A 12,385-nucleotide genomic window follows, 5' to 3' on the forward strand; every position below is an offset into this window, starting at 1 on the left:
CAATGAAATTACTTTTTTCTAATCGTTCACCGCTTAGTGTGCAACTATTTATTTCTATGGCACTTGCTTTAATTTTAATAGTTTTTGATGTTAATTATCGTCCATTTAAAGAAATTCGATATTATCTTGATACTATTATTTCGCCACTTTATTACATTTCTAATTCACCGGCAGCATCGTATGATTCACTCTATGAAATGTCGAAATCCAGAGAAGAGTTAGTCAATGAAAACGAAAAATTATCTGAAGAATTATTAAATAAAAAAGCTGATCTGCTACTACTTGCACATTTAAGACACGAAAATAATCGATTACGGGAATTATTGAAAGCACCTTTATGGCATGAAGAGCATAAAATGGCTGCTCAAGTTTTATTAGCTGATACTAATCCTTACGCTTATCAGATCGTTATCAATAAAGGGCAACATGAAGGAGTATATGTTGGGCAACCTGTGATTGATGAAAAAGGTATTGTTGGACAGATTTATGAGACAGCTCAAAACACGAGTCGAGCTATTTTAGTTTGTGATTTTCAACATGCCATACCTGTTCAAGTGCAAAGAAATGATATTGCTATGGTTGCTGTCGGTAATGGATGTAATAATGATTTAACACTCGATTTTTTACCGAATAATGTTGATATTAAAGTTGGTGATGTTCTTGTCACATCGGGGCTAGATGGTCGATTTCCAGAAGGCTATCCTGTTGCGGTAGTAAGTTCAGTTAAAATTGATATCAGTGATTCATCACCCATTATTTCAGCTACTCCGACTGCTGATTTAAAACGACTACGTTATCTATTACTATTATGGGGCGATCAAGGAGAACAACATGAAAAACCCTAGAGGAATACTGGTTATTTGGATAACGTTATTTTTAGGTTTATGTTTACAAATTATACCTTGGACGCCATCTTATAATATATACAAGCCACATGTGCTAATGCTCTTTTTAGCTTATTGGTTAATTGCGCTTCCGCATCGTGTTGGTATAGGGACAGCATTTATTCTAGGCATTATTATGGATCTCTTTTCCGGCACGATAATCGGTATCCATGCATTTATTTTTTCTATTATTGCTTATTTACTGATTTTTAAATACCAGTTGATACGTAATTTAGCATTATGGCAACAATGCTTTATTATTTTTGGCATATCAATTTGTTATAATTTATTGATGTTTTTATTTCAGGTCAGTATTTACCATACTATAACAATGTCCCCATTAAATTTACTATCAAGCTTTGTTGACGGAGTATTATGGATAGTAATTTACCTATTTTTACGACTAGTGAGACGGAGCTTTGCGATCAATTAATTAGCGATCTATTTAACAGGAATCTTTATGTCAGTTGAACTATTAATGAACGTAACACCTTCTGAAACTCGTGTCGCTTATATTGAAGATGGTGTATTACAAGAAATTCATGTCGATCGTGAATCTCGGCGTGGTATTGTTGGAAATATCTACAAAGGTAAAGTGATCCGCATTTTACCTGGCATGCAAGCAGCATTTGTTGATATTGGTCTTGAAAAAGCAGCCTTTTTACATGCTTCAGACATTATGCCTCATACGGAATGTGTATCGGATACTGAGCAAGAGCAATTTCAAGTTAAAGATATTTCTGAACTTGTTCGCCAAGGACAAGACTTGATGGTACAAGTCGTTAAAGATCCGTTGGGAACAAAAGGGGCAAGGTTAACTACAGATATTACATTGCCTTCTCGTTATTTAGTATTAATGCCCGGTCCAAACTCAGCTCACGTGGCGACTTCTCAACGTATTGAAAGTGAAGAAGAACGAGATAGACTTAAAAAAATTGTTGAACAGTATGTTACCGATCAAGGTGGTTTTATTGTTCGTACGGCAGCTGAAGGTGCAAGTGCGCATGAATTAGAACAAGATGCTAATTTTCTAAAACGACTGTGGTCAAAAATACAAGAGCGTATGGCTAGGCCAATCAGTAAAAATCTGGTTTACGGAGAACTACAACTTTCTCAGCGTGTATTACGTGATTTTGTTGGCGATCCTATTGAGCGCATTTTGGTTGATTCAAAATTAACGTATGATTTATTAGTTGAATTTACGCAAGAATTCATGCCTGAAGTTACTGATAAACTAACGCACTATCGAGGTAGTGCGCCAATATTTGATCTCTATGATACAGAAAACGAAATTCAACGAGCACTGGATCGTAAAGTTAAATTAAAATCAGGTGGTTATTTAATTATCGATCAAACCGAAGCCATGACGACAATTGATATTAATACAGGCGCATTTGTTGGGCATCGCAATCTTGAAGAGACAATTTTTAATACGAATATCGAAGCAACTATTGCTATTGCGCGTCAATTACGATTACGTAATTTAGGTGGTATTATTATTATCGATTTTATCGATATGCAAGAAGATGTCCATCGAGAACGAGTGCTCCAATCACTACAAGATTTTTTAGCCAAAGATAGAGCAAGAACGACCGTAAATTCATTTTCGACTTTAGGCTTAGTGGAAATGACGCGTAAACGTACTCGAGAAAGTTTGGGGCACATTTTATGTGAGGAGTGTCCAGCCTGTAAAGGTCGCGGTATCGTCAAATCCGTAGAAACCGTATGCAATGAAATATTGCGTGAAATTGTCCGTGTTCATAAAGCACATCGTTCTGAATACTTATTGGTTTATGCGTCTGCAGCGGTTGCCAATGCTTTAAATAATGATGAATCACATGCTTTAGCAGAAGTGAAAGTGTTTGTTGGTAAACGTGTTGAAGTCAAAGTTGAACCGCTTTATATTCAAGAACAATATGATGTGGTATTAATGTAAAGCTTCAAAGCCTTGAGATATTAAAAATTAACAATATATTGATAATAAGTGAACTTTAAAAATTATTAAAGTTGAAATATTAATTAAGGAATCTATGATTGTAACTGAAGTAAGTGAACGACTACTTTGTCCAAATAACCTAAATCATTCAGATATTATGCGTTTATTGGATATGTTAGGTTCAAGAAAAATTGATTATGGCGATTTGTACTTTTTATCGGGCTTTTATGAAAGTTGGGCAATCGAAGATGGTATTATCAAAAATGCTTCTTATCATCGTGATCAAGGTGTGGGGGTTAGAGCTATCATTGGTGAAAAAACAGGGTTTGCCTATACCGATCAACTTGCTTTAAATCGCTTAGAGCAGAGTGTTTTGGCAGCAAATTCTATTACAACTTTACAAACGCCAATTAAAATTACTCCCCTTAAAACATTGGAAAATAGCTTAAGATATCCGTCAATTAATCCAATTAATGGCTTTTATCAAGATCAAAAGATAGCCTTATTAAGGCAAGTCGATCAGTTAGCACGTGCGCTTGATTCACGAGTTACAGAAGTCTCGGCGAGTTTGACTGGCAGTTATGAAGATATCCTTATTGCGGCTACTGATGGGACTTATTGTGCCGATATCAGACCATTAGTCAGATTATCCGTTTCTGTTCTTGTCGAGCAAGATGGCAAGCGTGAACGTGGTAGTAGTGGTGGTGGTGGTCGTTTTGGTTATGACTACTTTTTAACTATTCACCCTAAAACAGGGGAAAGCATTGCCGATAGCTACACACGTGAAGCCGTACGCCAAGCATTAGTTTCACTATCTGCTAAACCAGCACCAGCAGGAACAATGCCAGTTGTTCTTGGCGCAGGTTGGCCAGGTGTCTTATTACATGAAGCGGTGGGGCATGGCTTAGAAGGTGACTTTAATCGTAAAAATAGCTCTGTATTTTCAGGAAAAATAGGTGAAAAAGTCACTTCAGAACTTTGTACTATAGTGGATGACGGTACAATGGAAAATCGACGCGGTTCACTTTCTATTGATGACGAAGGAACGCCAAGTCAAAAAACAGTACTGATAGAAAATGGCATTTTAAAAGGCTATATGTTTGATAAACTCAATGCAAAATTGATGAATACTCAATCTACAGGTAATGGACGCCGTGAAAGCTATGATTGTCTTCCGATGCCTCGAATGACGAATACCTATATGTTATCAGGCAATTCAACGTTCGATGAAATTATCAGTAGTGTTGATTATGGTTTATATGCACCAAATTTTGCTGGCGGTCAAGTTGATATAACCTCTGGTAAATTTGTTTTCTCCACATCAGAAGCATATTTAATCGAAAAAGGCAAAATAACGACGCCGGTAAAAGGGGCAACATTAATTGGTTCCGGTATCGAAACCATGCAACAAATATCAATGGTCGGGAATAATCTTGAATTAGATTCTGGTGTGGGTGCTTGTGGTAAAGCAGGGCAGAGTGTACCGGTAGGTGTTGGGCAACCAACATTGAAAGTGAATAATTTAACTGTAGGTGGTACTATTAATCACCAATAACTTAGATGATAGGATTTTAAAATAGATGGAAACAATCATTACTCTTTATCAAGCTTTTATTAATATGGATGTTGCAACACTATCAAACCCTAATGTCTTATGGACATTATATGGTATGTTATTTGTCATCATATTGTTAGAAAATGGCGTCTTACCGGCAGCTTTTTTACCGGGTGACAGCTTGCTCTTTTTAACTGGTGTGCTAATTAGTCTTGATGTTTTCCATTTCGGGTTAATCAATGTCATCTTAATTGCAGCAGCAGCCCTGGGAACTTGGTTAGGTTATTTACAAGGGCTTTGGCTTGGTAATACCAAAATTGTAAAAGGTTGGATGGAACACCTGCCTGAAAAATATCACCGTAAATCCGAAGTTTTATTCCATAAATATGGATTACAAGCGTTGTTTATCGGTCGATTTATTGCTTTTGTACGAACATTATTACCGATGATGGCTGGATTATCCAATCTACATAGTAGAAAATTTCATATTTATAATTGGATTAGTGCAACATTATGGATTTTCTTGATTGTGACTTTAGGTTATCTATTCGGTTTGTCGCCGATTTTTAAAACCTATGAGAAGCAGATCATGTCTCTTTTGATGTTAATTCCTGTATTGTTATTGCTTTTAGGTTTGATCTTCTCTATTTGGCTAGCGTTAAAACGTTGGTTAAACAAAAAGAAACAAGTGCATGTCGCTGAAATTGAGAATCAAAAAGAAGAAAATTGAAATTAACCGATAAGCCGGGTTCTGTCGTGGACAATCATTCCTCTAGGCTAATACTCACGCATTAGCTCAAGCAGTCTACCCGGATTCAACGCGGGCCGCGCCAATGAATCCCTATTTGACCTTGCTCCGAGTGGAGTTTACCGTGCCACAACTGTTACCAGTTGCGCGGTGCGCTCTTACCGCACCCTTTCACCCTTACCTGATCTTAACTATAAGCCATCGGCGGTATACTCTCTGTTGCACTAGTCGTAAATTTTAGCTCACGCCAAAATTCCCCAGGCGTTACCTGGCACTCTGCCCTATGGAGCCCGGACTTTCCTCCCCTCTGTTTGTCTCCTCTTTTACAAGGACTACAACAAAGCAGCGATTGTCTGGTTAATTTCGCAGATTAGTATAGCGTAAAGTATCATTTTGTCTAGCACAGCATCATGATTTTAGCATCACTGATAAGAATATCTGTTTAAAAGAATGGTTTTTAAACTCAATTAAACTATTTTTTATCTCTAGTTTTACTAAATTAAAAATAATGATGCAACTTGCGAAGTCACAATAAAAGATTGAGTCATCATATACTCCCTAATTCATTCACTAATTAAACTAAAAAACTATTTTTAAACAAAATAAGAAGTCACTTAAAATTAATATAGTTTAATACTTTAATTTTGTTGAAAATATCAGTCAATACATAAAATTTAGAAACAAATGAACTTAATCTTTATATATTTCATTGAAATATTTCTTAAGTTTCCTGATTATTTTTATTTATTTTTTCTATCATTTCTTCAATCATTTCTTGATTTAAACCGGATGATTCAAAATTTAATTTTTTTTCATAAACAACACGCTTAATTGGCTGATTTGTTTTTGCATCAATATAACGACTAGGCCAAATTTCGGCCGGATCTAAATCAAGGGCTTTAGCAATGATAAATTCCCCTTTTGTCCATGGTCGAACAAGCGCATTACCAAGAGTTGACGAACTAAAACCCGATCGGCGTGATAATTCAGATAGTGTTGTCCCTTTCTTTTTTAGTGCAGCTATAATATCAGCGTGATGCCAATCGCTGAATTTTATTTCCATTTTTTGTTCCCTCTTAGTTTATAACTTATTTTATCTATGCTATGCTCTAAAATTACTGAAACGAGTAATTTCATTATTCAAGTTAATTTGCAATAATAACTCGTTTCTTATTTAGTATAACAAGATTTCTTTAATTTCTGTATTTTTTTCTGGTTATTTAAAATTAGGATGGTTAAAATGAAAGAATGGTTCTCATCTAAAGAGCTGTCAAGCATTGCAGGGATGCCTACAACAATACAAGGTATTAATCGAAAAGCAAGAGCTGAAAAATGGACTGCGCGTAAACGTTCAGGTGTTCGAGGTAAAGCTGTCGAATATCATATTGGAAGTTTACCGTCAGATGTCAAAAAAGCATTATATATTGAGGAAGAGAGTGCAAGCTATGTAATTTCACCCATTGAACCTCTTCAACTTTGGATGACTGCTTTTGAACAATTGACACCCGATGAGCAATCGATTGTCTCTTCATGGCTAATGCGAAATGGTATAAAAGATTTCATCAGTTTCATCAATAAACAAAATAAAGAAGATTAGTGTTATTAATTTAGCTGATATATACTTTAGCGCTTATAAAATTTAGTTATTACGGAAAAGTAAATGGGAAAACAATTTCAATTAACAACAAATGACGAAATTATTGCTTATTTAGTTAAGCAATTTCCAGATTCTTTTGCGTTCGGGAGTAATGTCAAACCTTTAAAAAAGGGCATTGTTCACGACATTATTTCCCGATTAAATGAAAACCCTAAATTAAGCTTAGCTAAACTCAATGATGCGTTAGATTTCTACATGAATAGTCAGCATTATTTAGAAAATATAAAAATTGGGGTTTATCGGATCGATTTAGACGGTAATCCCCATGAAATCATAACTCAGGAACAGATGGATCTTGCTAAGCAACAACTAATAGAAAGTAAAGAAAAAACGATAGAATCCTTTAAAGAACAACCCAAAGTAAACAATAACGCAATTCATTCACAACCCAACAGTTTAATTATTACGGCAGAACAGATGGAAAAACAGTTTCAATTGACAAATAGTAAAGAAATTATTGTATATTTAGCCCAACAATTTCCTAATTGTTTTACTATTGAGGGCGAAGCAAAACCCTTGAAAATCGGCATATTTCAGGACATACTTTCACGTCTTGATGGAAACCAAGAATTAAGCAAAACGAAACTACGTGTTGCCTTACGTGTTTATACCAATAATTGGCGTTACTTATATAGTATAAAAGTTGGCTCGCATCGTGTTGATTTAGATGGTAATCTCAATGAAGTCATTACCCAAGAACAGATGGATTATGCACAACAACAGCTTAAAGAGAGCAAAAGTAAAGCTAAAGAGCACTTTAAAAAACAAAACAAATCGAAACCTAAAAGAGCTTATACTCCACCTAAAAAAAATAGAGTTTTAAAAATTGGTGATTTTGTTAAGGTTACGATGGGCAATAAACCATTAAAAGTGCAGATCATTGATATTGAAAAAGAACATATCAAAGTAAAGGTTGGTTCAGGTATGCAACTAACAGTTAAACCAGAGCACATAATTAATCAATAGAGAATGGCAATGAGTAATTTATTTAAAGGTATAAGAAAATCGTTACTTGTTCTTTGTGTTATTAGTCCAAGTATCGTTTGCCAAGCAGTTCAGACTAATTCGTCAGTTACAGAACAATTACCTACGCTTAAACAAGATCAAATTCATCAAATTGTGGCAAATAGGGTAACTAACTATTTTACTCAAGCCCATTACCGTAATTTTGATTTAGATGGCGCATTTTCAGCCAAAATCTTTGACCGCTATTTTAAACTATTAGATGGCAATAAATCTTTTTTTATTCAGCGTGATATTGATAGCTTTAGAGATAAACAAGCGTCGTTAGGTCAAGAGCTTTTAGATGGCGATTTGAAAATGGCCTATGATATTTATAATCTTTCTATTCAAAAAAGATATAACCGATTTCAATATGCTTTAAAAGTTTTACAACGCCCTATGGATTTTTCAACTAATGAAAATATTGATTTTAAAAGAGAAGATATTTCATGGGCAAGCACCGAAGAAGAGCTTGATAATTATTGGGATAAACGAGTCAAATATGATGAGTTAAGTCTTTCATTATCCGGTAAAAATGAGAAAGAGATACGTGAGGTTTTAACTAAACGTTACAATCGTGTGTTAAAAACATTGTTACAATCTAAAACTGAAGATGCGTTCCAAGTGTTTATGAATGCTTTTGCACGCGAAATTGATCCTCATACCAGCTATTTGGCGCCACGAAAGAAACGAGACTTCGATGCTGAGATGAATTTATCAATGGAAGGTATTGGAGCCACTTTAAGTCAAAAAGATGATTACACCGAGATTATGTCTTTTGTAACGGGTGGACCGGCTGAAAAAAGTAAACAACTAACCATTGGTGATAAAATTATTGGTGTCGGACAAGGTAATTCAGCCATTGAAGATGTTATTGGCTGGCGTCTCGATGATGTTGTTGAAAAAATTCGTGGGCGAAAAGGAACTGTTGTCCGACTCGAAATTTTACCGGCAGGCAATAGTAGCAAACCTAAAATTGTTGAACTAACACGTGATAAAATTCATTTTGAAGACAGGGAAGCTAAACTAAAAATTATCGACAATCAACGAGGGAAGGTTGGTGTTATCGAAATTCCGAGTTTTTATATAGGATTAACTCAAAAAGTCAATTCACTATTAACGCAAGCTAATCAAGATAATCTGCAAGGGCTTGTTATCGACTTACGCGATAATGGCGGTGGTTCTTTAGCAGAAGTTATTGCATTAACTGGGCTATTTATTGATACAGGGCCTGTGGTTCAAGTGCGTGACAATCTACAAAAAATCAATGTTTATGATGATAAAAATGAAAGTATCAAATATTCAGGGCCAATCGTGGTGATGATAAATCGCTACAGTGCTTCTGCCTCTGAAATTTTTTCTGCCGCAATGCAAGATTATGGTCGAGCGTTGATTGTTGGAGAAACGACATATGGTAAAGGTACGGTGCAAACCTCACGAAATATAGCTTATCCGGTAGATGCAAGATTACATCCGGATTGGCCTGAATTAGGCGGTGTGCAATATACTGTTCAAAAATTTTATCGAATCAATGGTGGGAGTACGCAACTTAAAGGGGTTGACCCTGACATTGACATGATCAATGAGAAATATGTTGACGAAACCGGTGAAAGATATTTAGATAATGCATTGCCGTGGGATAAAATTCTTTCAGCGCAATATTCAAAAGTTGCAAATATCGAGCCATTATTGTCGGAACTTAAATCTAACCATTTAGCCCGAATTGCCAAAAATCCTGAATTTATCTACATTCAAGATGATATTAAACGGTTCAATGATAAAAAGGATAGTCGTTATATTGTTTCTTTGAATAAACAATATCGTGAAGATGAACAAAAGAGCGATGATGACCGAGATTTGAAACGCATGAATGAACGTTTGAGTCGCGCAGGTTTGGCTCCAATTGCGAAATTAGAAGACTTACCAAAAGATTATAAACGCCCCGATGCTTATTTAGATGAAGCTGTTGAAATATTGCTTGATTTTGCGCCTAAATATTCCAAAATTGCGAAAGAACAAGTAAACAGTAATGTCATTCCATTAAACATTTCGGTTGATCAATAGAATAATTAAAATTGGAGATAAAAATATGTGTTCAAATTTAAAATATGCATTATTTAGTACAGTAGCCATACTCGGTTTAATTGCTGCATTTGGCGTGATTGTTTGTATGAATTAAAAATACTTGAAAAATTGTTTTGTGACGATTATAGTATGCGCCTGCTTTTGAAAAGCAGGCTTTATAATTTAGGTGAGGTGTCCGAGTGGTTGAAGGAGCACGCCTGGAAAGTGTGTATACGGCAACGTATCAAGGGTTCGAATCCCTTCCTCACCGCCATCTCTTCCCGATTTTTGCTGGACTTTACGTTTAAAACAGCGTTATCCAACATTTTAGTTTTTAGAATATTGATTATAAAGTATCAATTTTTATTATCTATACGTTACTAAATTGTGCTTTTGATTCTTCTCTTGCTTGAGAATAGCAAATATCCGAAACGAACTGATCATAAATCTCAGCATCAACTGCGTGATTATCAAGTTTCAGTTTAATTAATTCTAGAAGTTGCCAGTCATTCTCATTGCTAAAGTTTTTTATAAGTTCGCTAGCCCGTTTATCGATCCACTCATCTCTTGCATCTTGTTTTTCAATTCTATCAAGCATTTTGCAAAAATTAGCTTCATAGGCGTTTTCAACTAATCGGTGTAATTGATGCATCACGTACCTCGTTGCTGTTTATCTATTCCAACTAAAAAAGCAATAATCCAAACAAGATTAAAATAAAAATACCAAATAATGAAAATTTGATCTCGGTATTCGTTAATTGATAATCAGGATGAAAACGATCTTTTATTTTCATCTTAACAAAATCTCTATTCGTCATATTAACCTCTAAAAAAGCCCCGATTTCGGGGCAAAAGGGTGTAGAATATTACTGTCTTTCCAGTTGTCAGATATTCAATAAATTGGTTTACACAAACTTGTATTGAATATCTCATCAAAACCGCAGTATGTTCGTAAGCCCCTGCTAGCTACTTGAATCTTGTTACCCCATTAGTAACTCGTGGTATTGCTAACTTTATGGTAAGTTAATTAGTTTTGATAACCATAATGATAATATAAGTTATCAAAAAAGTCAATAACAAAAGTAATAAAAAATGAGGTTACGATAAAAAATTAAAATGTTAGGGCATAATGGTAGGAACATAAACCGCCGAAGCGGTAAATGTTATGTGTCGATCAATCCAATATCGATGATTGCCACCAGACTCTTCCTAGAATGGTGATATCATCCAAAGAAACAGTTTCATCATCATAATCTGAATTGTAACTTCGGATTTTGACTTGATTACCAGGCAATCTTTCCAATATTTTTATTCTTAATAACCCGTCATGATTAATTGCGTATATTTTTCCATCTCGAATATTAGTGTCTGCTTGATTGATACCGACAGTTGACCCGTCTCTAAAAACAGGTTCCATACTATCTCCATAAACAGTTAAACATACGGCACAGTCTTTATCAATTCCGTATTTTCGCATTGTTGACCGTGATAATCGCAGTTTGTATCCGTTATAATCTTCAATATCATCAGCAAATCCGTTACCTGCAGAAAGCCTAACATCTTTGTAAAATGGCACTTCAACTTCATCCTCATCAAGTGGTGTTTTGCTATCCCATTCATCGATAGCACCTAGCATTGTTGCATTGGCACTATTTTTAGTTAATTTCGATTTGCCAACACCTTTTGTCAGCCACAATAAATCAACATTTAACGCGTTGGCTATTTCAACAATTTTTCTTGATGTATTGGATTTTCCTGACAGTAATTTTTGAATGGCGGGCTGACTAATTTTAACCTTTTCAGCTAATTGATGTTGAGACATACCAGATTGTTTCAATGCTGAATTTAATCTTTCTGTAAATGTCGTCATTTTTTTATCCCATTGTAATGAAGTACTTTATTGTATAACTCAAGTTATCATCATTCAAATAACATTGGTTATTGATTTTTATGATAACTATTGTTATTATTAATAATAATAGTTATTTTAAAGGAATATTTCAAGAATATCTTTGTCATGATCAGTGCTAATAGAGATATAAAAAATAACTTTAATACTGAAAGAGAGATAAAACATGAATGAAAACATGTTGATAATTAATTCTTTTACTAGTTATTAATTTAACGTTAATAAAATGAAACTACTTGAGGTGAATAATGCTAGCAAAACAAATCAATGTTGAACAATATCAAAACCCGACACAATGGCTTAATAAAGTGAGTTTGAATGCTGATTATGATATCACTCAAGTATTAACCCGTTGGGGTAATTGGGCTCGAAAAGAAGCTTATCAACAACGCAAAGTGTTTAGTCTATATCAATCCCAAAAAAAGGAATATAAACAGGTCTGTTTAGATAAAGACGGGTTAATAATAGATGGCATTATCTCAACGATGAAAAACAGTAAAATCGCGAAAATAAAAGAAGAAGCAAAAGTCTTAATTAAATTCTATTATGGAGACGAAATGATTGTTGACGATCATCTTTATATCGAACGAAGCAAAACACAAACATCGTCGACATTAATTATCAAACCTA

13 protein-coding genes, 1 tRNA gene and 1 other RNA gene are annotated in these 12,385 nt (G+C 34.7%); 11 read left to right on the top strand and 4 right to left on the bottom strand.

Translation table 11 applies throughout. From position 1 onward, the window contains the following. The first annotated feature begins 2 nt into the window (after nucleotides 1–2). The 5 genes from mreC to J3U35_RS03085 all read left to right on the top strand — a co-directional run bounded on the left by mreC (nucleotide 3) and on the right by J3U35_RS03085 (nucleotide 5,105). Nucleotides 3–845, top strand: a complete 843-nt coding sequence (gene mreC / locus J3U35_RS03065) for a rod shape-determining protein MreC (protein ID WP_267359477.1) — start codon at nucleotides 3–5, stop codon at nucleotides 843–845. Continuing rightward, entirely contained in the window at nucleotides 832–1,317 is a 486-nt protein-coding gene (gene mreD, locus J3U35_RS03070) for a rod shape-determining protein MreD (RefSeq protein ID WP_267349693.1), read from the top strand. Before mreC ends, mreD begins: the two co-directional genes overlap by 14 nt. A 27-nt stretch (nucleotides 1,318–1,344) precedes the next feature. Then, entirely contained in the window at nucleotides 1,345–2,820 is a 1,476-nt protein-coding gene (gene rng / locus J3U35_RS03075; RefSeq protein ID WP_267349692.1) for a ribonuclease G, read from the top strand. A 94-nt stretch (nucleotides 2,821–2,914) separates the two neighbouring features. Beyond that, nucleotides 2,915–4,375, top strand: coding sequence for a metalloprotease TldD (gene tldD, locus J3U35_RS03080; RefSeq protein WP_267359479.1), 1,461 nt, complete (start codon nucleotides 2,915–2,917; stop codon nucleotides 4,373–4,375). A 25-nt stretch (nucleotides 4,376–4,400) separates the two neighbouring features. Continuing rightward, nucleotides 4,401–5,105: a DedA family protein gene (locus tag J3U35_RS03085; RefSeq protein WP_267349689.1), complete on the top strand. Its 705-nt coding sequence runs from the start codon at nucleotides 4,401–4,403 to the stop codon at nucleotides 5,103–5,105. Here the strand turns inward: J3U35_RS03085 and rnpB are convergent. Beyond that, an RNA gene (gene rnpB / locus J3U35_RS03090) (RNase P RNA component class A) lies at nucleotides 5,100–5,488 on the bottom strand. The two genes, J3U35_RS03085 and rnpB, sit on opposite strands and share 6 nt — an antisense overlap. A 356-nt stretch (nucleotides 5,489–5,844) precedes the next feature. Then, nucleotides 5,845–6,186 carry a helix-turn-helix domain-containing protein gene (locus J3U35_RS03095; RefSeq protein WP_411590973.1) on the bottom strand — a complete coding sequence of 114 codons (342 nt, stop codon included), beginning with the start codon at nucleotides 6,184–6,186 and terminating at the stop codon, nucleotides 5,845–5,847. Nucleotides 6,187–6,363: 177 nt separating this feature from the next. Between J3U35_RS03095 and J3U35_RS03100 the strand changes: the two genes are divergently transcribed. The 5 genes from J3U35_RS03100 (at nucleotide 6,364) to J3U35_RS03120 (ending at nucleotide 10,120) form a co-directional block, all read left to right on the top strand. Next, complete coding sequence (locus J3U35_RS03100) at nucleotides 6,364–6,720, top strand: DNA-binding protein (RefSeq protein WP_065558735.1); 357 nt, start codon at nucleotides 6,364–6,366, stop codon at nucleotides 6,718–6,720. 63 nt (nucleotides 6,721–6,783) lie between these two features. Then, complete coding sequence (gene proQ / locus J3U35_RS03105) at nucleotides 6,784–7,746, top strand: RNA chaperone ProQ (RefSeq protein WP_267359481.1); 963 nt, start codon at nucleotides 6,784–6,786, stop codon at nucleotides 7,744–7,746. A 9-nt stretch (nucleotides 7,747–7,755) separates the two neighbouring features. After that, entirely contained in the window at nucleotides 7,756–9,846 is a 2,091-nt protein-coding gene (prc, locus tag J3U35_RS03110) for a carboxy terminal-processing peptidase (RefSeq protein ID WP_267359483.1), read from the top strand. Nucleotides 9,847–9,871: 25 nt separating this feature from the next. Beyond that, on the top strand, nucleotides 9,872–9,961 hold the full coding sequence (locus J3U35_RS03115) for a YnhF family membrane protein (RefSeq protein WP_267359485.1): 90 nt from the start codon (nucleotides 9,872–9,874) through the stop codon (nucleotides 9,959–9,961). A gap of 71 nt (nucleotides 9,962–10,032) precedes the next feature. Next, nucleotides 10,033–10,120: transfer RNA gene (locus tag J3U35_RS03120), tRNA-Ser, on the top strand. 96 nt (nucleotides 10,121–10,216) lie between these two features. Here the strand turns inward: J3U35_RS03120 and J3U35_RS03125 are convergent. Continuing rightward, nucleotides 10,217–10,498: a hypothetical protein gene (locus tag J3U35_RS03125; RefSeq protein WP_267359487.1), complete on the bottom strand. Its 282-nt coding sequence runs from the start codon at nucleotides 10,496–10,498 to the stop codon at nucleotides 10,217–10,219. A 522-nt stretch (nucleotides 10,499–11,020) separates the two neighbouring features. After that, nucleotides 11,021–11,716, bottom strand: coding sequence for an XRE family transcriptional regulator (locus tag J3U35_RS03130; RefSeq protein WP_267359489.1), 696 nt, complete (start codon nucleotides 11,714–11,716; stop codon nucleotides 11,021–11,023). Between the two features lie 287 nt (nucleotides 11,717–12,003). Here J3U35_RS03130 and J3U35_RS03135 point away from each other — a divergent pair. Continuing rightward, the coding region (locus tag J3U35_RS03135; protein WP_267359490.1) for an antiterminator Q family protein at nucleotides 12,004–12,385 on the top strand (382 nt) is incomplete at its 3' end.

Source organism: Gilliamella sp. B2717, assembly GCF_026536675.1.
GTDB classification, from domain to species: Bacteria; Pseudomonadota; Gammaproteobacteria; order Enterobacterales; family Orbaceae; genus Gilliamella; species Gilliamella apicola_I.

What these genes read in the sequence shown, in the direction of transcription:
- mreC (WP_267359477.1), top strand. Translation starts at nt 3, where the DNA reads ATGAAATTACTTTTTTCTAATCGTTCACCGCTTAGTGTGCAACTATTT.
- mreD (WP_267349693.1), top strand. Translation starts at nt 832, where the DNA reads ATGAAAAACCCTAGAGGAATACTGGTTATTTGGATAACGTTATTTTTA.
- rng (WP_267349692.1), top strand. Translation starts at nt 1,345, where the DNA reads ATGTCAGTTGAACTATTAATGAACGTAACACCTTCTGAAACTCGTGTC.
- tldD (WP_267359479.1), top strand. Translation starts at nt 2,915, where the DNA reads ATGATTGTAACTGAAGTAAGTGAACGACTACTTTGTCCAAATAACCTA.
- J3U35_RS03085 (WP_267349689.1), top strand. Translation starts at nt 4,401, where the DNA reads ATGGAAACAATCATTACTCTTTATCAAGCTTTTATTAATATGGATGTT.
- J3U35_RS03095 (WP_411590973.1), bottom strand. Translation starts at nt 6,186, where the DNA reads ATGGAAATAAAATTCAGCGATTGGCATCACGCTGATATTATAGCTGCA.
- J3U35_RS03100 (WP_065558735.1), top strand. Translation starts at nt 6,364, where the DNA reads ATGAAAGAATGGTTCTCATCTAAAGAGCTGTCAAGCATTGCAGGGATG.
- proQ (WP_267359481.1), top strand. Translation starts at nt 6,784, where the DNA reads ATGGGAAAACAATTTCAATTAACAACAAATGACGAAATTATTGCTTAT.
- prc (WP_267359483.1), top strand. Translation starts at nt 7,756, where the DNA reads ATGAGTAATTTATTTAAAGGTATAAGAAAATCGTTACTTGTTCTTTGT.
- J3U35_RS03115 (WP_267359485.1), top strand. Translation starts at nt 9,872, where the DNA reads ATGTGTTCAAATTTAAAATATGCATTATTTAGTACAGTAGCCATACTC.
- J3U35_RS03125 (WP_267359487.1), bottom strand. Translation starts at nt 10,498, where the DNA reads ATGCATCAATTACACCGATTAGTTGAAAACGCCTATGAAGCTAATTTT.
- J3U35_RS03130 (WP_267359489.1), bottom strand. Translation starts at nt 11,716, where the DNA reads ATGACGACATTTACAGAAAGATTAAATTCAGCATTGAAACAATCTGGT.